The sequence below is a fragment of the Lysinibacillus sp. BF-4 genome (assembly GCF_000743635.1).
GTDB lineage: Bacteria > Bacillota > Bacilli > Bacillales_A > Planococcaceae > Metalysinibacillus > Metalysinibacillus saudimassiliensis.
This window is the reverse complement of sequence record NZ_JPUW01000039.1, coordinates 1-24,792: the sequence shown is the minus strand read 5'-3', so window position 1 is coordinate 24,792 and position 24,792 is coordinate 1. Positions and strand designations below refer to the sequence as shown.

Sequence of the window (24,792 nt, the reverse complement as noted above, 5' to 3'; positions counted from 1 at the left end):
ATAACGGGGATTTTTTTAATTGTAGCGGCGCATTATTTGGAGTAGCTCCTCACCATACAAAGCCACTTTCGCTTCGCCAAGCCCATATACCTCAAATAATTCATTGCGCGTACAGGGCTTTTTATCAAGTAAATCATCTAATGTTTTATTACTAAAAATCTGAAAAGCTTTCTTTCCTTGAGCAGTGGCAGTTGCTAAACGCCACGCCTTTATAGCTTGCGCTAAGGTTTGATCATTAATTGGCTCAACGTTCACTTTTTGCTCTACTGGCACAACATTATGCGCTGCCTTAATAGCCGCACTTATCTCCGTCATATGATTATCTAACAAATATACAGGCGATTTATCGGTTAAAGCTTGTTTAATATAGCTCACTAACCCATCGGTTCGCATGACTTGTTGCTGAACCATTTCACTAGCTGCTGTTGTATCAAGTATTGTTTTATTATTAGAAAAAACAACGATATAACGCACAGGTAACTTATCAATAAGACCTTGCGCTATAAGATACCCACTTAGCACCTCTGCTTGGCGCTCCACTTGTCGTAATGGACTGTAAAAACCTTCTTGAAATACTAGTCGATTCCCTTGATAGACACATCGTAAAAATTCATCCTTAGCATTCACTACAATATTGCCAAAATAATTTTTTACTTCCACTAGTAAAATAAATTTACGAGTTAATACAACAAAATCAATTTGTGCCGTTAACTCATTATGTACAATTTGGAGATCATGCAAAATATGTAATGGGAGAAATGCATTTTTTAATTCAAATAATACTTGAGCTTCACCTTTATTACCCAAATCTATCAATTTAACTTTTTTAGCTAGGGCTTCACTCGGGTTATTTGCTAACTCTTCTTTATATTGCTCAAGCTGAATTATGCTTTCTGTCCCCTCTTTTATTACTAGCGGTGTTGTCAGCTCTTCCGTATCTCTTATTGCTCTCATCACTCGAGCAAACAGTCCAGATTTCTTAACGTTCATAATCCTACTCCTTTATTACTACGATTGCATTTTCATCATAAATAGCTGCTGGTAGTAATACTACAGCAATACCTCGCAACAAATGTTGATACTTATCAAGCAATACTTCAAATGTACGCTCCTCAATCACAAAAAAATATTTCATAGTTGCTTCTGTAGCTTGTAGACGCATAAAATCTTTTTTTAAGCTTTGCTTTTGAGCAGCACCAAAATCTCTAGCGCCATAAGGATATGTTGTTTTTAACTCGCCAATAATACGCTCGCCACTACAAGTTACTTCATCAACATCCAACCCAGCCGCTCCCTGTGCTTTATTAAGTACGGTACAATTTTTTAATGAATAATTTTTTTGCAAAAAAGCCTCGATATAATAGCAACTCAATAAACTTAAATCATTACTAATATTTCCTAATGTGCGCGATAAGTTATGCACAAACTCAAACTGCTCATCTAGTGTTTTACTTTCAAATGGCTCAATATTTGCTTCAAAAAGCTCCGCTACACGATTCATTTTTAATGCTAATTTAGGTAACGCCTCTAGTTTAACCGTGGGCGATGTAACAAGTTGCGAAATGTTAGTAGGTACACCTTCTCTACGAAAACGTACGTACTGACCATAACTCACCTCCTCCACCAAATAACCTGCATTCATCCACGCACCTGTTTGACTAAGGTGCTTTTTTTGATTAGCCCACCACGCTTGGTGCTTATATGCAGAGGCAGGTAGCTTAGTACATAACAACGCCTCGATTTCCTCGAAGCTTAACGTTATATTAGTTGCTTCAGCATTAATTAAATATTGATATAACGGTAAATATTTTTCACCCATTTATTAATCTCACTCCAATTAAATAGATATAAAGTATTGTTTTTTGTATAATCATTACATTTATAATAAACGATTTACACAATAGGAGATAGTATTATTTGATGTGTTTGCTAATTTCGCAATAAATATCAAAACAGCTTAAGTTTTATTTTTTATACTGTAAGGAGAGGTGAGTAATTGATGTACAGCAAGCTAGTCCAACAAATTGTAGATACTTTAGAAGAAAATCTTTTGGCAGAGTGGCAACTTGAGCAATACGCTAATAAAATTGGCTACTCTAAATTTTATGTTACACGTCAATTTAAGCAAGAAACAGGTGTATCTATTGGCGCTTACTTGCGTCGTCGTAGGTTAGCTGTTGCTGCTTATTTACTTTTGCATAGTGACGAACCCTTGTTACATATTTCATTAACTTGCCGCTTTCAGTCCCAAGAAGCCTTTACACGTGCGTTTAAATCGCTTTATCAACTACCACCTGGCAAATACCGTAGCCTTATGCAAACCATCCATCACAAGGAGGACAAAACAATGACAAATCACGTAAAGGGCTGGTTATTAACTGGCTCACATCCCGAAAGTTACACGATTAAAGTAGACGATGAAATATTTCATACTGGCACTAAGTCAGGCTATCTAGGTAGCACTACGGCTGGTGTTGGTCAATTTGGAACGTTAATGCAATCCTTTCTTGCCACAGATTGGCTAGGCAAACGCATTAAACTTTCGTGCTATATCAAAACAAACAATGCCACACGCTGCGGTGCTTGGTGTCGTATTGATGACAAAGAAGATGCTGTCCTGCAGTTTGATAATATGGATAACCGACCTATTACAGGCACAACCGATTGGAATTACTACACTATTGTGTTAGATGTGCCTATGGATGCCGCCTCTATTCATTTTGGCGTGCTACTCATTGGCTCAGGTGAGGTTTGGCTTGATGGCGTACAGTTTATTGAGGTTGACCGCAGCGTACCCACTACTCACCTACTAACAGAGCTAGCTAAGCTACCTATCACGCCAAGTAACCTAGACTTTTACGACAACTAAATTATGTTGCCATTATAAAAGCCATAAACGCATGCGTTTATGGCTTTACTTTTACTAATTTGTTACGTAGCGCCTCATCACTCGCATAAATATAGAGCCCCTTAATGCCACGCTTCATTAAAATATTAATCGAGTTCAGCACGATTCTTTCCTTCGCTTCAGCGACATCATCAATGCCATCTGCACCTGTGTATGCGCCCTTATCCATATAACGATCAGTATCAATCACAAGCTTGCCGTCTTTATAACGTATGGAAGGTCCAAGTACGACACCTACATAATTTAAATCAAAACCTTGAATCGTATAAATCGAACCCGCCTCTGCAATGGTTTCTGGCTTCTCTGCCCACGTATATTTTGGACTTGTAGTGTTCCATGGCATTTGGTAAGTGCCGTTCGATTCCTTCACATAATAAGTGCCACCATCTTTTTTATGTAAATAATCAAAAGTAGAAACTACTCGACTTAGCCCATACTCTTCATTCTTAGCTTTAATCGCTTGATGCATTTCTTCTAACGTGGCAAAAGCTTGTAGATCATAGCTTGTATTTTGAGGTAACGGCTTTATCTCTTTTGCGATAAAATCAGCAATCCATGTCATTACAGCTTCATCCGCCTGCATCCTAAACTGATTAGTCAAGGCATAATGTGCATGATGCTCGCTCTTCTCTTTTAAACCATCAAGCGTTGCAGCGCCCCATAAACTCTTTAACTTTAACACTTGATCACGGTCATAAATCACCACAACCGCTTTAGCTAATTTAAGTAATTCCTCTAATTGATTATCTTGTTTAAAAAAGAAAAACCAAAAAATACAATTGCTGATGATATGAATAAAATACGTACAGTAGCGCTTAAGCCTACAAACAATGCTGCAGAAGGCATGAGCTCAATAGGTGAGCTATTTTCTAGAGCTGGGGAAAATCCTATAATGATTTATAATGAAGATTGGACTTTACAGGTAGCAGCTTCATTGCTTTTATTAGAAAGCGCTGGCAAAGAATATAAAAACATTCAAACAAACTCCGATCACCAAGAAGTGCATGATGTTGTTAACCGGTTACATGCTATGGGCGATGATTTAATTATGATTAAATCTCATGTAGTAGAAGCTATTGACTACAACGACCCTCAAAAAATTAATCAAGCCAGTGAGTTAATTTTAAAAACAGGACAAGAAGCTACATCGCTCACTCAAGTATTTAACAACTATTAAAATTAAACAAAAAAGAGATAGTGCTCGAGTTTTAGCTCTTGCCCTATCTCTTTTTAGGTATTAGGAAAGTTTGAGTATGAACACCATACTCAAAAAATATTACTACTCCTAACTTAAGCTACTATATTAGCTTTTCTCTGCTTAAACCATGCGAGTAAAATCGTTACAATTAACGCAAAGCCTAAGTATCCCATTGTGGCATATACTTTTCCGACTAAAGTTGTAAAACCAACCAAGCTTGCGATAAAGCCGGCGATGCCTACTACTACGACTGCAGGTTTAAAGGACTTTGCCTCTGGTGCAAAAAAGCGTACCGTAAACGAGTAAAACATGCCGACAGCCGTGTTATACATCATACCTAATAACGCAATTGACATTAAGACTCCTACTACTGGGTGAATTTGTTTAGCTAGTTCAAGCGTTGGCATATCCATACCTGCCACACGGTCGATTTTTACAAACATCGAAAGGTTAATCAAGATAATAAGCACACCTAACATTAAGCCGCCAAATACACCACCAAGCCCCGCTACTTTACGATCTTTCTCTGTACCACCCATTACAATAAGTAACGCTGCGCCGGCAGCGAGATTATAGGAAACATACAGTAATGCACCCATCAGCCAGTTGCTTGCTGCAGAAGGTTGTTGCTTCGCTAATACATCGGCCTCTGCCCATGAAATATCCATAGTAAAAAGCGAATACAGTAAGATAACAAAAATAATAGCCATTAAATACGGCGTTACCATCGCAATTAAGTTAATAATATTTTTTACATTTAGCAGTAATGTGGTAATTGTTAACACCACCATAATAATGCTGCCGACCATTGGGCTAATGCCAAACATTTGGTTAAACGTTGAGCCCGCTCCAGCAAACATTACAACCGCAACCCCAAATAAGAAGAACGTAATTAATACATCAAGGATTAAACCAACATAACGACCACCAATATGATAAATTACGCCTTTATGAGATGAAGTTTGTAAATCTGAACCTAATTGCGCTAGCGTCATACCTAAAAAGGCAAAAACGATAGCCGCGATTAGCCCACCAATTATCCCCATTGCACCGAAGCTCGTAAAGTACTGTAAAATTTCTTGCCCTGAAGCAAACCCTGCCCCGATAATTAAACCGACAAACGCCCCACCAATTTGTAAACTTCTTTTCATTATTTCACCTATCCTCACAGTGTTAGAATTTTCTGAAAATATAAGGAAAATAGAACCTTAAGCATTTAGTTAAATGCTTAAGGAAGCGTATTACTTATACGTTTTTTTGTCTACTGTGTACGATTCTACTGTTGTCATATTCACTTCGTAGCCAATGCCTGGTGTTTGTGGTACTTCAATGTAACCGTCTTGTGCTACAACCTCTGGCTCAATAATATCTTTTTTCCAGTAACGATTTGAGCTCGCTGTATCACCTGGTAAAATAAAGTTAGATAGTGTGGTAAGCGCTACGTTATGGGCACGACCTACACCTGACTCCAACATACCGCCGCACCATACCGGTATACCTTGTTGCGCACAATAATCATGGATTTTTTTCGCTTCGGTTAAGCCACCTACACGACCAATTTTAATGTTAATGATTTTAGTAGCCCCTAGTTCTACTGCTTTACGTGCATCCTCTAATGAATGGATACTCTCATCTAAACAAATAGGTGTAGTCATTTGTTTTTGTAATGTCGCATGATCGATAATATCATCTGACGCTAGGGGCTGTTCTACCATTGTTAAATTAAATGCATCAAGTTGTTGTAATAACGCTACATCTTCTAAGCGGTACGCTGAGTTAGCGTCTGCCATAATTGCTACATTAGGGAATTTTTCACGTAATGTACGCATCACATCCACGTCCCAGCCTGGCTTAATTTTTACTTTAATGCGTTTATAGCCTTCTGCTACATAGCCTTCTACAAGTGTCACTAATTCTTCGAGAGAATTTTGGATGCCAATGCTAATGCCAACTTCGATTTGCTTTTTAGTACCGCCTAGTGCTTGTGCAAGTGACTGATTCGTTTGTTGTGCATAAATATCCCAAATAGCACCTTCAATCGTTGACTTTGCCATATTATTTTTACGGATTGGCTCAAATAATGTATTCACCTCATCAGGGTGATTGATTTCTTTATTTAAAATTAATGGAATTAAATAGTCTTCAAGCATATGCCAGTTTGTTTTTAATGTTTCTTCGTTATACCAAGGAGAGTGGAACGCTACTGACTCACCAAAACCTACTGTTCCCTGTTCATCTTTTGCTTCTAATAGTAAAAAATCACGTGTGGTAAATGTGCCAAAGCTCGTTGTAAAAGGTGCTTTTAAATCCATTTGTAAATGACGTATTGTAACTTCTGTTATCTTCATGTTAGTTGCCTCCGAGTGGTAGTGTTTGTTTTTTTACAAAAATATACGTATTCCATTGTTGCTGTTTCTCTAAACGGATTGCGGCATAGCCTGCTGCAAATAGTTGCATAAAGTGTTCGCGCGTCGCAAAGCGCCATTCTCTCGCTAATGCGGCATCTTGCGTTTTTAATTGTTGAAAATCTTTAGGTACAGGTAAACTGTATGCCGCTTCTATCAGTGGCTTAACTGGTAGGTTTTTAAGATGCGGCAACTCCTGGTCATCAAAAGTAACTTCTGCTAATGACACAGCGCTAGTATACGTAATCATTGGCTTATGCTTTACATAATCTGAATTAATGTACCAGTGGATTTCAAAACGATCAGAAGGTAACCCTTTATTAAAGCCGTCCTCCATTTCGCCGTAACAATTTTCTACATACGTATCACATATGCCATTAAGCTTAGTTAAATTTAAATACCCGTTACGTGTTTCGAGGGGATCGTACGTCCAAACCATTAAATCGTACCCTTTAGCAAGGGCAATATCTCTTTGCGCAAACTTTAACTTTTCACCAATGCGCTGTGAGCGGTACTGTTCATCAATGCCAAGCATATGGGAACATAGGTAAGGCTTACCTTGTTTAAAAGCTGAAAAGCCGTAGCTGAACCCTACTAATTTATCTTTATCATAGGCGCCTACTATAATACCCCCGTGTTTAATGGCAGTTAAGGTTTGATGCGTTGGTAGCGGTGTGGTTTTCCAAACCGCTACTTCTAGTTGTTGCACTTGTGCCATCTCTTCTATTGTTGTGAGTTCTTTAATTTCGATCAACTCAAATCACTTCTTCCTTTACATGCTGTAAGGCGTTGACTAACGCTGTCGTAATAATGTCTACACCGACGGATAACTGCTCTGTGTTAAAGGTCATCTGAGGGTGATGTAACCCTGGTGTTACGCCACAGCCTAGCCCTAGCATTGTCGTTTGTAAGTGCGGGCGGTGGTAGGCATAAAAATGAAAATCTTCGCCACCAGGGGTAATGACAGGTGGAGCGCAACTCGCACCTTCTGTTGCTTCAATCGCTGTGGTTAGGATGTTTTTTGCTACTTCATCTACCGTTGCTGCAACAATATGAGCCGATACCGTTGTTGTAATTCTTGCCCCGTACAATAAACTTACCGCTTCGATCGCTTTAGCGAGCCCTTTAGAAGCGGCTGCCATCGTATCATTTGTTTGCGCACGCATATCAATACTAAATGTCGCATTCCCTGGGATAATATTGGTTGAAGTGCCACCTGCTTGAATTTGTGTCATCTTAATCGAATATGACTCGTTAGGGCTTACCCAAATATTTTTGATAGCGTCAATAAGTGCTGCCGCTACTTCTATCGCATTAATCCCTTGTTCTGGGCGAGCACCGTGCGCCTCTACACCTGTAATAGTACCTGTAATAAGTTTAGCCGCCCCGTGGTATAAAGCAGGTGCATGCCACCCATCCTCTAACTCAACAAGTGGACGAACATGAGCACCAAATAAAAATTGGAGTGAATCTACAAGCCCTTTCTCTACAAAAGCTTTAGCGCCACCTGCTTTTTCTTCAGCAGGTTGAAATAAAATCCGTACAGCACCTGGTAACTTGTTGCGTTGTAACGCAAAAGCTACTCCGAGTGCCATTGTCATATGTCCGTCATGCCCGCAAGAATGATTTGCTTTAAATTTCCCGTTCACCTCTTGCCATAGGGAATCAATATCTGTCCTAAATCCTACACGTGGTGTCCCTTGACCAATATCCACATACAAACCTGTTATATCATCAAATGTTATAGGGTTAAGCCCAGCAGTGCGCAGTTGTTCTGCCAAATAGGCCGTTGTATTTACTTCTTGCCAACTTGGCTCAGGGTGATTGTGTAAATGAGTAAATATTTCAAAAAGACGTTGTTCCATGTTTTCAACTCCATCGATCTGCTAAAAAGCTATTTTGAAATTCATCAAATTTTTGTCTTTGGCTATTATAATACGTCGCATCATGCGCCATCATGCCTACGACAAGTGTATTCATAAATGAAATTAAAATTGGCATTAAGTCAATTGGTGAGAGCTCCATTTGCTGTAACACAAAAGCTGCATTTGCATACTCATGAATAGGCGCCACACTAGAATCGGTAATGGCCATCACATAAGCGCCTTGCTCTTGGAAAGATTTAGCTAGCGAAATTGATTCACTCGCATAGCGGTGAAGTGACACCACAAGAACAACTGAACGTGAAGTGACTTGCTGCATTAGTCTAATTAAGCTACTTGCCTCTGTAGTCACAAGCTGTACGTTAGGTCGCAAAATATTGAGTGTAAACTGCAACCACTGAACAGCAAAACTTGAAGCACCAGAACCAATTAAATAAATGGTATCTGCCTCATGCAGTTGCTTCGTAAAGCCATTAAATTGTTCAGGCTCAATATTTTCTGCTACATAAATAATTTGATGACTAATTTGACCCATCACTATTTCTGCTAGCTGTTGCTCTTCAAAGAGAGATTGTTTTGAAGCCACATAGTATCGTAAAGAACTATCCGAATTTTGTTCAAAAACAAGCATACCTATTTCTTTTTGCAATTGTGCAAAACCTGCTAGCCCTATCGCATAACAAAAGCGAATGACAGTTGTTTCACTTGTTCCTGCCCGCTTACCAATATCACTTGCTGAATGGCTGCTTGAATACGCTAAATTGTCACGGATAAAACGTGCCACTTTTTGTTGACCTTTCGAAAGCATAGGAAAGTAGTCTTCTATTCTTTTCGTAATACGGTATGTTGCCAAAAGAAGCTCTCCCTTCATTTTTATTTTTTATGAAGCGCAAACTTCATGTTGTGTATTGTAATTTACCACAACTATTAACTAATTTCAATGAATTTTCTGAAATTTATGATTCCTTTATGTAAAGAGAAGCTGACCACACCAAAAAAAGGATATTGCATGAGAGTTGAACTCTCATGCAATATCCCTTTTCTATTCAATCATTGATATAACTGTAATTGCAGTTATAGTATGTATGGAGGCGGCGGGAGTCGAACCCGCGTCCAAAGACTCCGTTACTCCAACGTCTACGCGTGTAGTTTACCTATTTGCTTTTCACGTAGCATTATGCCGATAAACTGGCGTCCTGTACGCTAACTTGGAAGTCTCTTGACGCTAGCTCAAGTTGCACTAGCGACCGTATCCCACTAAAGTTGGGCCCTACGTTATACACATGGGCGATGTATAGGTAGAGCGCTTAAGAGCTTACGCTGCGAAAGCTAAGTTTTGTTGTTTGCCAGTTATTATATAACTTCCGTTGATGACGAAGACGAGACCTCCGACGCGCAGTTAGAGCTCGAACCATCCCTGTCGAATCCGTAACGCCCCCTTGTTTGCCTCAAACAAGTGCGGGTCTAGCTAAACGGCTAGTACGGTAACAACTTTTTATACTGACTTTTATTAGTATAAAATAATTTTGGTCAGCTTGCAAGCAAATGCCTTATTACATTTGGTTTTTTGCTTTGAATGCGCGCTCCATTTCGCGTTTTGCTTCCTTCTTACGTAGGTCATCACGCTTGTCGTAGTTTTTCTTACCTTTACCAACGCCAATTAATAGCTTAGCAAAGCCATCTTTAATATACATTTTTAACGGTACAATCGTATAGCCATCTTGTTTAATGCGACCAATCAATTGTGCAATTTGTTTTTTGTGCAATAGTAATTTACGTGAGCGCAGCGGGTCATGGTTAAAGCGGTTACCCTGATCGTACGGGCTAATATGCATATTTGAAATCCACGCCTCATTGTTGCGGATGCGGACGAATGAATCCTTTAGTTGCACCTTACCTGCACGAATGGCTTTAATCTCTGTACCATGTAGCACTAAGCCCGCTTCGTATGTTTCCTCGATAAAATAATCATGCCCTGCTTTTTTATTTTGCGCTAATACCTTACCTTCTCCTTTTGCCATATCCCTCTACTCCTCACTTACGCAGGCGGCCAAAGCCGCCCACTCGTTATTTACGTCGTCGGCTACGCTTGTTCTTTTTAGCGATGGCCTCATAAAACTTCGGTTTTTCCTTATCACCTACGCGTTTGCCACGTGGGTCACGCTCTTGTTTAGCTCTTGGCTTGTCATCTGTTGAGCGACGGCTTTCACTACGCTGTGCAGGTTTATCATCTGTACGACGTGTTGGTTTATCATCGCTACGACGACGGTTACTGCGCTTACGATCACTGCCACCTGTTCGACGTTTGCCACGCTCTGCTTGAATAACGCGCGGTGCAACTTTACGTGTGCGTTTAAAGGTTGGCGCAACACCATCTGTCACAATTTCAAAGTCAATCGCTGACTCTTCAATATTAACATTTGTGACAACTACCTTAACCTCATCCCCAATACGGAACTGGCGGTTAGTACGCTCACCAATCATAATCATTTGGCGGTCATTAAAGTTGTAATAGTCATCACGCATATTGCTGATGTGCACTAAGCCCTCAATGGTGTTAGGTAGCTCAATAAACATACCAAAGTTCGTAATAGACGAAATAATACCTGTATACTCCTCGCCAACTTTGTCCACCATAAATTGTGCTTTTTTCAGTGCATCTGTATCACGCTCTGCCTCTACAGCACGACGCTCACGACCTGACGTATGATCAGCAATCTCATCCATCATCTCGCTCCACTTTTTAATCGTTTCACGCGATGTATCACCTTTAATTAAATACGTACGGATTAAGCGATGTACAATTAAGTCAGGGTAACGACGGATTGGTGAGGTAAAGTGTGTATAAAAGTCTGTTGATAAACCAAAGTGACCTAGTGACTCTGGGTTATATTTGGCTTGTTGCATAGAGCGCAGCATCATTGTTGAGATGACTGGTTCTTCTGGCAAACCTTCAATTTCTTTAATGATTTTTTGCATTGCTTTTGGATGGACGCTACTGCCTGTCCCTTTAATAATTAATCCAAAGTTTGTGACAAACTCAAAGAAGCGCTGTAGCTTTTCTGGTTTTGGGTCTTCGTGGATACGGTATAAAAACGGTACGTTCATCCAGTGGAAGTGCTCTGCAACGGTTTCGTTAGCCGCTAACATAAACTCCTCAATTAAACGCTCCGCTACGGTACGCTCACGAATGACGATGTCTGTTGGCCAGCCATCCACATCTACTAACACTTGTGATTCTTTAAAGTCAAAATCAATTGCGCCACGGTCTGCACGCTTATTGCGTAAAATTTGCGCAAGCTCTGCCATATGTGTAAACATCGGCACAAGTGATGCATAACGTGTTAATAGCTCCTCGTCTTTCTCTTCAAGGATTTTATAAACATCCGTATAGGTCATACGCTCTGTTGTATTAATAACACCCTCAAAGATTTCGTGAGATACAACTTTACCATTGCCATCAATCACCATTTCACATGACATTGTTAAGCGGTCAACGTTTGGGTTTAATGAACAAATCCCATTAGAAAGACGATGTGGCAGCATAGGGATAACGCGGTCTGTTAAGTACACGCTTGTTGCGCGGTCATAAGCTTCCTCGTTAAGTGCTGTGCCCTCACGCACATAATAACTAACGTCTGCGATATGCACACCTAGTTTGTATGTGCCGTCCTCATTTTTAGTTACAGTTACAGCATCATCTAAATCTTTAGCATCTGCCCCGTCAATGGTAACGATTGTTTGGTCACGTAAATCGCGGCGACCTTCGTACTCATTTGGTTGCACGGTATCAGGGATTGCGTTAGCTTCGTTCATTACTTCTTGCGGGAAGTCGATTGTAATACCATATTTATAAATAATAGATAAAATATCGACACCTGGATCATTTTTATGACCTAAAATCTTTGTAATATAGCCTGATACTGAGCGCTCACCTGTTGCCCACTCTTTTACTTCTACAACGACTTTATGCCCGTCCATTGCGCCAAGTGTATCACCCTTTGCTACAAAAATATCAAACGGTAATTTTTTATCATCTAAAATAACAAAGCCGTAACCGCGGTTATCTTGGAAAGTACCAACAAAGCTTGTTTGCTTACGCTCAATTACTTTTAAAATTGTACCTTCTTGACGGTCACCTGATGATTGGCGCGCCAGTTTAATTAATACAGTGTCACCATTGATAGCACCGTTAATTTCAGTTGGCGGAATGAACACATCATTCATGCCCTCTTGTTCAGGTACTACAAAGCCAAAGCCTTTAGCATGGCCAATAAAGCGACCTCGCATTTGGTTCATTTGCTCAGGTAGCCCGTACGTATTGTCGGCGGCACGCGCAATTTTGCCCATTGCCTCCATCTTAACTAATGTTTTTACTAACGCTTTAAATTCAGACGCCTCAATCATTTCAAGTTTGTCTTCAAATTCGCTAACCGTTAGTGGTTGGTAATCTTCTTGCTTCATAAGCGCAAGAATCATTGTTTGTAAATCTTGTGTTGTCATCTATTTCCCTCCTTTTACTTCCATTATGCTTGCCATGGTAGGCTTTCTAAAAATGCATAAATGTCTTGGTGTAATTGTTCTTTTTCTTTGCCTAAGGTAATAACGTGCTTAGATTCATCGTACCATTTTAGGTCTTTTTCGTCCGAGGATACGCCCTCATAAATGATACGTGCTGACTGAGGGTCAATGACCTCGTCATGTGTTGCTTGTACAACAAAAATAGGTGCGTATACTAAATCTAGTTCGTCGCGCACAGCTTGGACTTCATCACGTAGCGCCGCGAGTGAAGGCATGCCTTGCGCTGTAATTTGTGCTACTTCATTATGGATAGTTTGCTCGTCCTTGCCTTCAAACTTTTTAAAGTTTTCGGCATAACGTAGCACGCCTTCAAACATTTTATCTGTAGTGCGCATCGTCATGGGCGCACACATGGTCACTGCTCCAAGGACTGGGCGTTGTGTGGCAAGCTTTAAGGTAAACACGCCACCTAGTGACAAACCAGCTACTGCAATCTGCTCATAGCCATCGTCGACAAGCGTTTGGTAAGCAGCTACAACATCTTGCCACCAATCACTTGGCCCCGTTTGGATTAATTGCTCTGGCGCAGTGCCATGTCCTTTATAGTGCGGAGCGATTGACGTGTAGCCCCTTTTCTCTAAAAAGCGACCTAGCTGGCGCACATCTGCCGAGTTACCTGTAAAGCCGTGCAATAATAGCACAGCGCGTTTACCTGCTGTAAAATAAAATGGCTCCATTACTACTCTTTTCATCTAACCATCCCCTTATTAAAAAAACGCCTAACCACAACTTATGGTTAGCGTAAGTATGCTTAAACTTTAGAAATCGCTAATGCTAAAACAAAAAATAGAACTGCTAAAACAATTGTCGTACGGTGAAGGACTAAGTCCATCCCGCGAGCTTTTTGCTTACCGAATAATTGTTCCGCTCCACCTGAGATAGCGCCTGATAACCCTGCACTCTTCCCTGATTGTAATAAAACAAGCGTAATTAAGCTTAATGAAACTACCATAAGTAATACTAAAAGAACTGTATGCAAACTACTGCACCTCCCAATAATGAAACTTCACAATACAACATATTATAACAAATTACAATGTTTGTTACAATGCTAGCGACAAAAAAGCGGTGATTGCTAATCAACCACCGCTCCTAGAAAATTATTTTTTAATGTTGTAGAACGATTGTAGACCTTCGTATTTCGCTGTTGCGTGTAGTTGGTCTTCAATGCGTAATAATTGATTGTATTTTGCTACGCGGTCTGTACGAGATGGTGCACCCGTTTTAATTTGACCAGCGTTTGTTGCTACTGCGATGTCAGCAATTGTAACGTCCTCTGATTCACCTGAACGGTGAGAGATAACTGCTGTATAACCTGCGCGTTTTGCCATTTCGATTGCATCAAATGTTTCTGTTAATGTACCGATTTGGTTTACTTTGATTAGGATTGAGTTACCAACGCCTTGCTCAATACCAGCTGCAAGTTTTTTCGTGTTTGTTACGAATAAATCGTCGCCCACTAATTGTACTTTGTCGCCAATACGCTCTGTTAATAGTTTGTGACCATCCCAGTCGTTTTCGTCTAAGCCATCTTCAATAGAGATGATTGGGTATTTTTCGCAAAGCTCTGCATACCATTCAACCATTTCAGCTGATGTTTTTACAACGCCTTCGCCTGCTAAGTTATAAACGCCTTTTTCTTTGTCGTAAAACTCAGAAGAAGCTGCGTCCATTGCTAAGCGAACTTCTTCGCCTGGTTTGTAGCCTGCTTTTTCGATAGCTTCGATAATTGTAGCAAGTGCTTCTTCGTTAGAAGAAAGGTTTGGTGCGAAACCGCCTTCGTCACCTACAGCTGTGTTAAGACCTTTATCTTGTAATACTTTTTTCAGGCTGTGGAAAATTTCTGCGCCCATGCGTAATGCATGACGGAAAGATTCTGCGCCAACAGGCATAATCATAAATTCTTGAATATCAACGTTGTTATCAGCATGCTCACCGCCGTTAACGATGTTCATCATTGGTACTGGTAATTGCTTAGCATTTACACCACCAAGGTATTGGTAAAGTGGTAGATCTAAGTAATCTGCTGCTGCGTGTGCAACTGCCATAGATACACCAAGGATTGCGTTAGCACCTAGGTTACCTTTGTTTTCTGTACCGTCAAGTTCGATTAATGCATTGTCAATGACAACTTGGTCAAGTACTGAGTATTGACCTTCTAGTTCTTGAGCGATTACTGTGTTAACGTTCTCTACTGCTTTTAAAACACCTTTACCTAAGTAGCGTGATTTGTCGCCGTCACGTAGTTCAACCGCTTCATACTCACCTGTAGATGCGCCAGATGGCACGATAGCGCGACCAAATGCACCTGATTCTGTAAATACTTCTACTTCTACTGTTGGGTTACCACGTGAGTCCATAACCTCGCGTGCATTAACTTGTGTAATAAATGGCATGATTAATTCTCCTCTTTTTCGATTAATGACGTACCCGTCATCTCTGTTGGTTGTGATACTTGTAATAAGTCTAACATGGTTGGGGCTAAATCGGCTAAAATGCCACCATTTCGTAACACAAGATTTTCCTTCGTTACGATAACAGGCACAGGGTTTGTTGTGTGCGCTGTCATTGGTTGACCTTCAATCGTTACAACTTCATCTGAGTTACCGTGGTCAGCTGTAATAATAGCTGCACCGCCTTTAGCAAGCAGCGCATCTACTACGCGTCCTAAGCACTCATCTACTGCTTCAATTGCCTTAATTGTTGGCTCTAACATACCGCTATGCCCTACCATATCAGGATTAGCAAAATTTAAAATAATCGCGTCAAAGGCATCTGCTTCAATTTTTTCGACTAAAGCATCTGTTACCTCGTAAGCGCTCATCTCTGGTTGTAAATCGTACGTTGCCACTTTAGGAGAAGCAATTAAAATACGCTCCTCACCTTCAAAAGTAGCTTCACGTCCACCACTCATAAAGAATGTGACATGTGGGTATTTTTCGGTTTCGGCAATGCGCAGTTGACGCAGCTTATTATCCGCTAATACCTCACCAATTGTATTTTTTAAATCTTTATTTGCATACGCCACATTTGCTTGCACCATATCGCTGTAATGCATAAATGTTACAAACTCTAAGTTTTGTGGATGCTTTGGTGATAATGCAAAGCCATCAAACGCAGGATTAGTAAAGACATACGATAATTGGATAGCGCGGTCTGGGCGGAAGTTGTAAAAGATGACGGCATCATTTGTATCAATGGTCGCTACAGGCTTACCGTCGCGCTCAATAACAAATGGTAGCACAAACTCATCTGTCGCCTCTGTTTCGTACGAGGCAAGCACACCTTCTTTAGCAGAAGTTGCCGAGCCACCTACACCGTCAACAAGTGCATCATACGTTAACTTTACACGCTCCCAGCGCTTATCACGATCCATCGCATAGTAACGACCATGGATAGATGCAAATTCACCAACACCTGTTGCTGTCATTTGTGTTTCCGTTTGCTCAATATAAGTTAGCGCTGTTTTTGGTCCAACATCACGACCATCTAAAAAGCCGTGAACAAACACATCTTGTAGATCATGCTGTTTAGCTAATTGTAGTAAAGCAAACATATGATCATTATGGCTATGTACACCACCGTCTGATAATAGACCCATGATGTGTAGCTTACTGTTATTTTTTTTCACATGGTGAATAGCATCTATAAACGCTTGGTTTTCGAAAAAGTCACCATCTGTAATTGATTTATTAACACGCGTTAGGCTTTGGTACACAATACGCCCTGCACCAATATTTAAGTGACCTACTTCGGAGTTACCCATCTGCCCATCAGGTAAGCCAACACTACTGCCGCTTGCATCTAATGTATTATGTGGGTAGTTAGCATAGTAGCGGTCAAAGTTTGGTTTATTAGCTTGTGCTACTGCATTACCAAACACCTCATCACGAAAAGCAAAACCATCTAAAATAATTAATGCTACTGGCTTAGTCATTAACACGCGCCCCCGCTTCTACTAAAGCTAGGAAAGATTGTGGTGCTAAACTTGCGCCGCCCACTAATGCTCCGTCAATATGCTCTTTTGCTAAAAGCTCATCAATGTTTTCTGGTTTCACACTGCCACCATATTGAATGCGTACAGCATTTGCTGTTGCTTCATTATATAGCTCTGCAATAACAGAACGAATCACACCACAAACTTCGTTAGCTTGTTCAGCTGTTGCTGTTTTACCTGTACCAATCGCCCAAATTGGCTCATAAGCGATAACAAAGTGCGCTACTTGCTCTGCTGTAAAGCCTGCAAGTGCTTTCGTAATTTGTGTCGTTACTTTCGCTGCTGTTTGATTTACTTCACGCTCTTCTAGCGTTTCGCCACAGCAAATAATTGGCACGATTTCATGCGCAAGTGCTGCCGCGACCTTTTTATTTACAGCTTCGTCTGTTTCGTTGTAATATTCACGACGCTCTGAGTGTCCAAGTACCACATAGTCTACACCTACACTTGCAAGTTGCGCTGGGCTAACTTCGCCTGTAAATGCGCCCTCGTTTTCATAGTGCATCGTCTGTGCACCAATCGCTAACGCTGTATCTTGTGCGATAGCTGTTAATGTTGGTACGTATAATGCTGTGGCACAAATCACTGCATCCACCTTATCCTCTGACGGCACGTGCTCTGCTACTTCCTCTACAAAGGCAACTGCTTCGTCAAATGTTTTATACATCTTCCAGTTGCCTGCAATAATTGGTTTACGCATGAATATCCTCCTTGTTATTTATCGTTTAAAGCCGCGATACCAGGAAGAACCTTGCCTTCCATTAACTCTAGTGAAGCACCGCCACCTGTTGAAATATGATCCATCTTATCTGTTACGTTAAATTTCTCTACTGCTGCTGCTGAGTCACCGCCACCAATAACTGTATAGCCCTCAGTCTCTGCCATTGCTTGTGCTACGGTTTTCGTACCATTCGCAAATTTCTCCATCTCAAATACGCCCATTGGTCCGTTCCAAACAATTAGCTTAGAGTCTTTAATAATAGCTGCATAAGCTGCTGCTGTTTTTGGTCCAATATCAAGGCCCATCATATCAGCAGGAATAGCGTCAATTGCTACAACTTCTGTATGTGCATCATTCGAAAAAGCATCAGCTACTACAGCATCTACTGGGATGTGTAATTGAACGCCTTTGTCTTTAGCCTTTTGGATAAATGATTTAGCTAATTCAATTTTATCTTCTTCTAATAATGACTTACCTACATCATGACCTAATGCCTTTACAAATGTAAATGATAAGCCACCGCCTAAAATTAAGTGGTTAACTTCATCTAATAAATTATCAATTACGCCAATTTTATCCTTAACTTTAGCCCCACCAATAATTGCTGTGTAGGGGTGTTGTGGTGTTGATAAAGCTTGACCTAACACTTTAATTTCTTGTTCCATTAATAAACCTGATACAGCTTCGTCTACAAATGCTGCAATACCTGCTGTTGAAGCGTGCGCACGGTGTGCTGTACCAAATGCATCGTTAACATAAATATCTGCAAGGCTTGCAAAAGCTTTTGATAAAGCTTCGTCATTTTTTTCTTCGCCTGCATCAAAGCGTACGTTTTCTAACATAATAACGTCGCCATCTTGCATAGCAGCTACTGCTTGCTCTACTGCTTCGCCTTTCCATTCGTTAAGCTTTGTCACAGGTTGCCCCATTAACTCACCTAAGCGTTTAGCTACTGCATCTAAACGTAGCTCTTCTTTTACTTCGCCCTTTGGACGACCAAGATGCGTTAAAATAATTACTTTAGCACCGTTATCTGCTAATTGTTTTAATGTTGGTAGTGAACCACGGATACGTGTATCATCCGTAATCTCACCATTTTCCATTGGTGTATTAAAATCCACGCGAATTACTACGCGCTTACCTTTTACATTTACATCATTAATTGTTTTCTTGTTATACATGAAGAAAACCCTCCTTCAATTTATAAAGTGCTTGCTCTATTATGTGCCTTGCCACCTTGCTCGAACACATTTTTACGCGCACAACGAATTCATTTGTTATCGAAAAATTATCCTTATTTATTATAGCCGTTCACTTGTATAAAGGCTATACTTTTCACCATCAAATCCATTAATATGTCACACTTAATGAGAAATAGGTTATCGCAACAAATGAAAAAGCACGACCTAGCAAAGTTATGCTAGGTCGTGCTTTTTGTGATTATTTTAAGCCGCGCTCAACTAAATACAGCGCTAAGTCCATTAGGCGTGTCGAATAACCAATTTCATTATCATACCACGCGAGTACTTTTACCATACTGCTTTCTAATACCATGGTAGATAAACCATCTACAGTAGAAGAATGATGATCACCATTGTAATCAATTGATACAAGTGGCAACTCGTTATAACCAAGAATGCCTTGTAGTTCATTCTCTGAGGCATCTTTTAAAGCGGCATTAATTTGTTCCTTTGTCACATCTTGCTTAAGCTCTACTACTAAATCTACGCATGATACGTTAGGTGTAGGCACACGCATTGAAAAGCCGTCTAGTTTGCCTTTTAACTGTGGCAATACTTGAGCAACTGCTACCGCTGCACCTGTAGTCGTCGGAATCATAGACACCGCGCCTGCACGTGCGCGTCGTGGATCAGCATGCGGGAAATCTAAAATGCGTTGGTCATTTGTATAAGAGTGAATTGTAGTCATCATACCACGCTCAATGCCAAATTTTTCGTCAAGCACTTTAGCAACAGGTGCTAAACAGTTTGTTGTGCAAGACGCGTTCGAAATCACATCGTCTGTTTCTGGATTATAGTCTTCATGGTTAACGCCCATCACAAATGTTGGCATATCACCTTTAGCTGGTGCTGATAAAATCGCTTTTTTAGCGCCCGCCTCAATATGCTTTTTCACATCTTCCATTGAACGGAACTTACCTGTACACTCTAGCACAACGTCTACGCCAAGCTCGCCCCAAGGTAATTTTGCTGGGTCTTTTTCTGCTAATACCTTTACGCGCTTACCATTAACGACAAACGCATCATCCTCTGCTTGTACATCGCCATCATAAATGCCATGCACAGAATCATATTTTAATAAATGTGCTAGCTGGTGAGCATCCGTTAAATCGTTAACTGCTACAACTTCAAACTCGTCATGTAACATTGCCTCACGAAATACAAGTCTTCCGATACGTCCAAAACCGTTGATTGCTAATTGTAGTGCCATAATAAATTCCTCCAATTTTAGTTATAGTAGTAAAAGATACGATATAAGACATGATGTCAGACATCTATCTTTAATTATAAAGACTATACTAACAAAAGCAAAGATTAGCTACTAATGGCCTCTACTAATGTTACATAATCTAATTGACCATACTGTATAACCTCTTCCCCTTTTGTCACTACTGGAATCATTACCATGTACTTTTCGTGCAAAAAATCATCGTCCTCGATATTAATATAATTGATTGTTACTGCTGTCCCTTCAATCGCTAAAGCAAGCACGCGCTTTCCTTCATCGCATAATGCACAGTTGGGCCGACCGTAAAATGTTAGTTCCATCTCCTCACCTCTCTATAAGTATACAAAAAAACCACTCAATTATTTGAGTGGTTTTGAAGTTGGTGGCGTCACACGCTTAACAAAGAATGTTAAGACTAAGGCGATAGCCGCAATCCAAGTCGAAATATAAAACGAATAGTTAATCGCATCAAGCATTGCCTCAACCCCTAGCTTCGCTTGTAGCTCAGCCGTCATTTGTGTACCTGCTTTCGCTGCATCCGTCACTAATGTTGTAAGTGTTGACTCTGTACGATTATGCATAATCGTTAATAGTAATGCCGTACCAATCGCACCTGTAACTTGTTGCAGCGTATTATTAATTGCTGCACCATGTGGATTAAGCTCGCGTGGCAATTGATTTAAACCATTTGTCGAAATTGGCATCATAACCATCGACATACCAAACATACGCGTTGTATAAACCGCCATAATATAGTAGTAGCTTGTATCAATTTGTAGTGTTGATAATAAATACGTAGTAATTACCATAATACTTACGCCCGTTATAGCTAATGCACGTGCACCATGCTTATCAAAAATACGACCTGTAATCGGTGACATGAAGCCCATAATTACAGCCCCTGGTAGCATTAACAACCCTGCATCAAACGGTGAAATCCCACGAACAGTTTGTACATATAAAGGTGTTAAAATCATCCCCGAAAACATCGCAATTGAGTTTACACTAATTATAATAGAAGACAATGTAAACATATTGTAGCGATACACACTTAAATTAAGAAGCGGTTCTTCTAATTTCAATTGGCGAATAATAAACCACGCTAATGAAATCGTACCTACAATAATTGTACCGTAAACCTCTGGTGCTCCCCAGCCTTGTTCGCCCCCTGCAGAACTAAAGCCGTATAAAATCCCACCAAAGCCAAGGCTTGATAAAACAACTGATAGGAAGTCGAGTGATACTTTGCGATTAGGTGTAATATTTTCTAATTTAAAAATCGCTAACACTAAACTTAATACCGCAAACGGTAAGATTACTGTAAATAATGTACGCCATGTATAGTGTTCAATAATCCAGCCTGATAATGTTGGCCCAATCGCTGGTGCTACAATCATTACCATACCAAATACACCCATAGCTGCGCCGCGGCGCTCCACTGGGAAGGCCATTAACATAACATTCATTAATAATGGCATCATTACTGCCGAACCTGCCGCTTGTAAGAAACGACCCGTTAATAAAACCCAAAATGTTGGTGCTAACATTGCTGTTGCTGTACCTAATGTAAATAATCCCATTGCAATAATAAATAGTTTACGGTTTGTAAAGCGCGTTACTAAAAACGCACTCGCTGGAATTAATACACCACTCGTTAACATATAGCCTGTAATTAGCCATTGTGCTGTTGACGGTGAAATCGAAAACTCCGCCATAATTGTTGGTAGCGCAATATTTAATAATGTGTTATTTAATATCGAAATAAATGCGCCAATAAATAATATCCCTATCATAAAATAAGGAACTTTTTTCTCACTCATCGTATTTTCACTCCTCTAAATCACTTACTCATTTTATACACACCGTACAAAAAAATCAAATTTTTTATACCTTTAGTTCATTTCATAGGATTTTACAGCGAGCTGTGCGATAATACGAGTACATTAAGCGAAAGGAGCGCTAGTATGAACGCGCGCAAACGTCGAGTCATTCAAGTCGCATTACAATTATTTTTAGAGCGTGGCTACGTACAAACTTCCATTCAGGATATTATTGAACACGCTGAGATTTCTAAAGGTACTTTTTATAATTATTTTTCGTCCAAAGATGATTGCCTAATTGCTATCATCGAAATCGGACGCGAACAAACTATGGTAAAACGCAACGAATTACTGCTAGGTAAACAACGCAGTGATATTAATGTCTTAATTGAGCAAATTGTAGTAGGTATTCAACTCAACTATAATCAGAGCTTACTGCCACTACTCGAAAATGTTTTTCAATCAGGCAATCACGACCTTAAAAGCGCCATGCGTAATTACCATCTTCGCGAAATCAAATGGTTAGCCACACGCCTTGTTGATGTTTACGGGCAACAACTTAAGCCCTTTAAATACGATGTTACTATGATGTTATTTGGTAGCTTGCAGAGCTTTCAAAAAATGTGGCGAGCTGTCACACAAGAACCATTTAATGTAGCGGCTGCGCTTACGTTTTTATTTGCCCAGCTCGACCGCATTATTCCTCATTTAGATGATGGCTTTATGAGTAAAGAAATTAGTTCTTATATGGTGCAGTATATTGCGGCAGAACATATTTCAAAGGAAGGTATTTTAACCGAGTTGCAGGAGTTATTACCACTCGCTCAAAAAATTTCTAAAGAAAGCTACGAGCTAACTGCGTTTTTATTGGAGGAATTGGTGAAGGATGAGCCTAATATTACGATTATACGAGCAATACTACCTTCCTTTTCAGGCACATTTGCAACAACTGCCTACACCGAAGAAGCCATTAATATTACGAGTTCATTATGGCGCTATTTAGAAGAAAAATTCAATTAAAAAACTACGGTAGCCAAGGCTACCGTAGTTTTTTTATATTAATATTACTGATGTATAGAAGCGAGACAGTAAACTGTCTCCACTTCTATTTGCTTCACTATATTTTCAGGCTGCTATACTAAAAATATAGTGAATCCAATTATTCAAAAATATATCATTTAAAACAGTAAAATGGTGCCCTTTTTCAAGGACATAATTAATAATAGGCAAAAGCTCATAAAAAATCAATAACTTTTTTGCTATTACCTGCATCATTTCACAATTTCGTCATAAAGTAAAGCTTTTACACCTACTTATCTTTCTGCAATAGCACGCTTAGCCAGTTCATCTGCTAACTCATTGTATAAAATCCCCGTATGCGCGGCCACTTTCGTAAATGTAATACGGATTTTTGGTGATACTTCGTTAATGAACTGTACGTAGTGCTGTGACACAGGTTTGTTAGCACGCCAATCACCGACTGCCCATTTTTCGATACCTGCATAGTCGTAAAAAATATGCACATGTTGATAACCTTGCTCAACGGCAACTGTAATAGCTGCCTTAACGCCTTCAATCTCGCCCGCAACATTGCGCGACTCAACATAACGCTCATCATTACCGCTATCATGGCGCTCTTGCATACCTGCATTTGTTAATAAAATTGCACCGTAACCGTAATAACGGTGCTCTTTAGCATAACTACCGTCTACAAAAGCAATCATCGTGCTATCGTCTAGCTCATTTACTAATGCCTCTATGCTCGCATTGGTCATTTCTTGTTGTGGCTTAGCACCCTCAATAAAGGCCTCTGCCTCCTGCTTTGTAGTAAAGCTTTTATACACTGCGCCAGAAAATCCTTTGACTTGTTCCGTACAAGCTGCCCATGTTGTATAAACGCCAGGCGTTCGCCCAACACGCACTGCATAAAATTTAGCCATTGTTGTTCACCCTTTGCTTGTAATACGCCCTCGGAGGGAATCGAACCCCCAGTGCAAGAACCGGAATCTTACGTGTTATCCATTACACCACGAGGGCAGATGTTATTTATTATAGCAAACTGAGTAATTTGAATTCAACAGGCATTACAGAGGGGTTTATATTTGACCTTCCTTGACTATTGCGTGTATGATAAAATTACCGTTGAGAGCAAAGCAACTCAGCACATTTTATAAGCAAATTTTAAGGAGGATTTAAACATGAACTTAATTCCTACAGTCATTGAACAAACAAGCCGCGGTGAGCGTGCTTATGACATTTACTCACGCCTATTAAAAGACCGCATCATTTTATTAGGTAGCGCAATTGACGACAACGTGGCTAACGCGATTGTTGCACAACTATTATTCTTAGAGGCTGAAGATCCAGATAAGGACATTCACCTTTATATCAACTCACCAGGTGGTTCAGTTACAGCTGGTATGGCCATTTATGATACGATGCAGTTCATTAAACCAAAGGTACAAACAATTTGCCTAGGTATGGCAGCTTCAATGGGTTCATTCTTGCTTGCAGCCGGCGAAAAAGGTATGCGCTATGCATTACCAAACGCTGAAGTAATGATTCACCAACCACTTGGTGGTGCTCAAGGCCAAGCAACTGAAATCGAAATCGCAGCTAAACATATTTTAGCAACACGCGAAAAATTAAATAAAATTTTATCTGAACGCACAGGACAAGATTTAGAAACAATCGCACGCGATACAGACCGTGATAACTATATGACGGCAGAGCAAGCGAAAAACTACGGCTTAATTGACCACGTTATTGAACGTAACCAATTAAAAGCCTAACAAAAAACCCTTTAGCCT

General features: G+C 40.1%; 24 protein-coding genes, 1 tRNA gene and 1 other RNA gene. 4 read left to right on the top strand and 22 right to left on the bottom strand.

What is annotated here, in order from left to right; all coding sequences use genetic code 11:
• Positions 1 to 15 precede the first annotated feature (15 nt).
• Entirely contained in the window at positions 16 to 990 is a 975-nt protein-coding gene (locus tag CH76_RS11340) for an NERD domain-containing protein (protein WP_036146287.1), read from the bottom strand.
• A 4-nt stretch (positions 991 to 994) separates the two neighbouring features.
• Positions 995 to 1,819, bottom strand: coding sequence for a hypothetical protein (locus tag CH76_RS13560; RefSeq protein ID WP_051910338.1), 825 nt, complete (start codon positions 1,817 to 1,819; stop codon positions 995 to 997).
• Between the two features lie 177 nt (positions 1,820 to 1,996).
• Between CH76_RS13560 and CH76_RS11330 the strand changes: the two genes are divergently transcribed.
• Entirely contained in the window at positions 1,997 to 2,869 is an 873-nt protein-coding gene (locus CH76_RS11330) for a helix-turn-helix transcriptional regulator (RefSeq protein ID WP_200877358.1), read from the top strand.
• 37 nt (positions 2,870 to 2,906) lie between these two features.
• Here CH76_RS11330 and CH76_RS11325 read toward each other — a convergent pair whose 3' ends face one another.
• Positions 2,907 to 3,614 (bottom strand): DNA/RNA helicase domain-containing protein, encoded by a 708-nt coding sequence (locus CH76_RS11325; protein WP_235190393.1) that lies wholly within the window; start codon positions 3,612 to 3,614, stop codon positions 2,907 to 2,909.
• 33 nt (positions 3,615 to 3,647) lie between these two features.
• Here CH76_RS11325 and CH76_RS11320 point away from each other — a divergent pair, with 33 nt between their 5' ends.
• Positions 3,648 to 4,085: a hypothetical protein gene (locus CH76_RS11320; RefSeq protein ID WP_051910336.1), complete on the top strand. Its 438-nt coding sequence runs from the start codon at positions 3,648 to 3,650 to the stop codon at positions 4,083 to 4,085.
• A 113-nt stretch (positions 4,086 to 4,198) separates the two neighbouring features.
• Here CH76_RS11320 and CH76_RS11315 read toward each other — a convergent pair whose 3' ends face one another.
• From CH76_RS11315 to CH76_RS11240, 17 genes are all read right to left on the bottom strand, one after another.
• Positions 4,199 to 5,257, bottom strand: coding sequence for a membrane protein (locus CH76_RS11315; RefSeq protein ID WP_036146279.1), 1,059 nt, complete (start codon positions 5,255 to 5,257; stop codon positions 4,199 to 4,201).
• Positions 5,258 to 5,347: 90 nt separating this feature from the next.
• Complete coding sequence (gene menC, locus CH76_RS11310; RefSeq protein ID WP_036146276.1) at positions 5,348 to 6,454, bottom strand: o-succinylbenzoate synthase; 1,107 nt, start codon at positions 6,452 to 6,454, stop codon at positions 5,348 to 5,350.
• A gap of 1 nt (position 6,455) precedes the next feature.
• Entirely contained in the window at positions 6,456 to 7,265 is an 810-nt protein-coding gene (locus tag CH76_RS11305; RefSeq protein ID WP_036146273.1) for a GCN5 family acetyltransferase, read from the bottom strand.
• Position 7,266: 1 nt separating this feature from the next.
• A complete protein-coding gene (locus tag CH76_RS11300) occupies positions 7,267 to 8,376 on the bottom strand; it encodes an amidohydrolase (protein WP_036146271.1) in 1,110 nt (369 codons plus the stop codon).
• Between the two features lie 4 nt (positions 8,377 to 8,380).
• Positions 8,381 to 9,247 carry a MurR/RpiR family transcriptional regulator gene (locus CH76_RS11295; RefSeq protein WP_235190392.1) on the bottom strand — a complete coding sequence of 289 codons (867 nt, stop codon included), beginning with the start codon at positions 9,245 to 9,247 and terminating at the stop codon, positions 8,381 to 8,383.
• A gap of 230 nt (positions 9,248 to 9,477) precedes the next feature.
• Positions 9,478 to 9,833: a transfer-messenger RNA gene (gene ssrA / locus CH76_RS13745) on the bottom strand.
• A gap of 114 nt (positions 9,834 to 9,947) precedes the next feature.
• Positions 9,948 to 10,415: an SsrA-binding protein SmpB gene (gene smpB, locus CH76_RS11290; RefSeq protein ID WP_036146266.1), complete on the bottom strand. Its 468-nt coding sequence runs from the start codon at positions 10,413 to 10,415 to the stop codon at positions 9,948 to 9,950.
• Positions 10,416 to 10,461: 46 nt separating this feature from the next.
• Positions 10,462 to 12,897, bottom strand: a complete 2,436-nt coding sequence (rnr, locus tag CH76_RS11285) for a ribonuclease R (RefSeq protein WP_036146262.1) — start codon at positions 12,895 to 12,897, stop codon at positions 10,462 to 10,464.
• 23 nt (positions 12,898 to 12,920) lie between these two features.
• Positions 12,921 to 13,667 carry a carboxylesterase gene (locus tag CH76_RS11280; protein WP_036146259.1) on the bottom strand — a complete coding sequence of 249 codons (747 nt, stop codon included), beginning with the start codon at positions 13,665 to 13,667 and terminating at the stop codon, positions 12,921 to 12,923.
• Positions 13,668 to 13,726: 59 nt separating this feature from the next.
• Positions 13,727 to 13,954 carry a preprotein translocase subunit SecG gene (gene secG / locus CH76_RS11275; RefSeq protein WP_036146256.1) on the bottom strand — a complete coding sequence of 76 codons (228 nt, stop codon included), beginning with the start codon at positions 13,952 to 13,954 and terminating at the stop codon, positions 13,727 to 13,729.
• 121 nt (positions 13,955 to 14,075) lie between these two features.
• Entirely contained in the window at positions 14,076 to 15,371 is a 1,296-nt protein-coding gene (gene eno, locus CH76_RS11270) for a phosphopyruvate hydratase (RefSeq protein WP_036146253.1), read from the bottom strand.
• A 2-nt stretch (positions 15,372 to 15,373) separates the two neighbouring features.
• Positions 15,374 to 16,912, bottom strand: coding sequence for a 2,3-bisphosphoglycerate-independent phosphoglycerate mutase (gpmI, locus tag CH76_RS11265; protein ID WP_036146250.1), 1,539 nt, complete (start codon positions 16,910 to 16,912; stop codon positions 15,374 to 15,376).
• Positions 16,905 to 17,672: a triose-phosphate isomerase gene (gene tpiA / locus CH76_RS11260; RefSeq protein WP_036146247.1), complete on the bottom strand. Its 768-nt coding sequence runs from the start codon at positions 17,670 to 17,672 to the stop codon at positions 16,905 to 16,907. The genes gpmI and tpiA overlap by 8 nt, the downstream gene beginning before the upstream one ends.
• A 14-nt stretch (positions 17,673 to 17,686) precedes the next feature.
• The gene (gene pgk, locus CH76_RS11255) at positions 17,687 to 18,874 is read right to left on the bottom strand and encodes a phosphoglycerate kinase (protein WP_036146243.1); all 1,188 of its coding nucleotides are present in this window, start codon (positions 18,872 to 18,874) and stop codon (positions 17,687 to 17,689) included.
• A gap of 259 nt (positions 18,875 to 19,133) precedes the next feature.
• Entirely contained in the window at positions 19,134 to 20,144 is a 1,011-nt protein-coding gene (gap, locus tag CH76_RS11250) for a type I glyceraldehyde-3-phosphate dehydrogenase (RefSeq protein ID WP_036146240.1), read from the bottom strand.
• A gap of 104 nt (positions 20,145 to 20,248) precedes the next feature.
• Positions 20,249 to 20,482, bottom strand: a complete 234-nt coding sequence (locus CH76_RS11245; protein WP_036146237.1) for a glutaredoxin family protein — start codon at positions 20,480 to 20,482, stop codon at positions 20,249 to 20,251.
• 39 nt (positions 20,483 to 20,521) lie between these two features.
• Positions 20,522 to 21,982: a DHA2 family efflux MFS transporter permease subunit gene (locus tag CH76_RS11240; RefSeq protein WP_036146235.1), complete on the bottom strand. Its 1,461-nt coding sequence runs from the start codon at positions 21,980 to 21,982 to the stop codon at positions 20,522 to 20,524.
• Between the two features lie 144 nt (positions 21,983 to 22,126).
• Between CH76_RS11240 and CH76_RS11235 the strand changes: the two genes are divergently transcribed.
• Positions 22,127 to 23,002 (top strand): TetR/AcrR family transcriptional regulator, encoded by an 876-nt coding sequence (locus CH76_RS11235; protein WP_036146232.1) that lies wholly within the window; start codon positions 22,127 to 22,129, stop codon positions 23,000 to 23,002.
• A 293-nt stretch (positions 23,003 to 23,295) separates the two neighbouring features.
• On the opposite strand, the gene CH76_RS11230 is transcribed toward CH76_RS11235, so the two are convergent.
• Entirely contained in the window at positions 23,296 to 23,922 is a 627-nt protein-coding gene (locus CH76_RS11230; protein WP_036146230.1) for a viroplasmin family protein, read from the bottom strand.
• Positions 23,923 to 23,947: 25 nt separating this feature from the next.
• Positions 23,948 to 24,019 (bottom strand) — tRNA-Arg (locus tag CH76_RS11225).
• 161 nt (positions 24,020 to 24,180) lie between these two features.
• Here CH76_RS11225 and clpP point away from each other — a divergent pair.
• Positions 24,181 to 24,774, top strand: a complete 594-nt coding sequence (clpP, locus tag CH76_RS11220) for an ATP-dependent Clp endopeptidase proteolytic subunit ClpP (protein ID WP_036146228.1) — start codon at positions 24,181 to 24,183, stop codon at positions 24,772 to 24,774.
• The last annotated feature ends 18 nt before the right edge of the window (positions 24,775 to 24,792 follow it).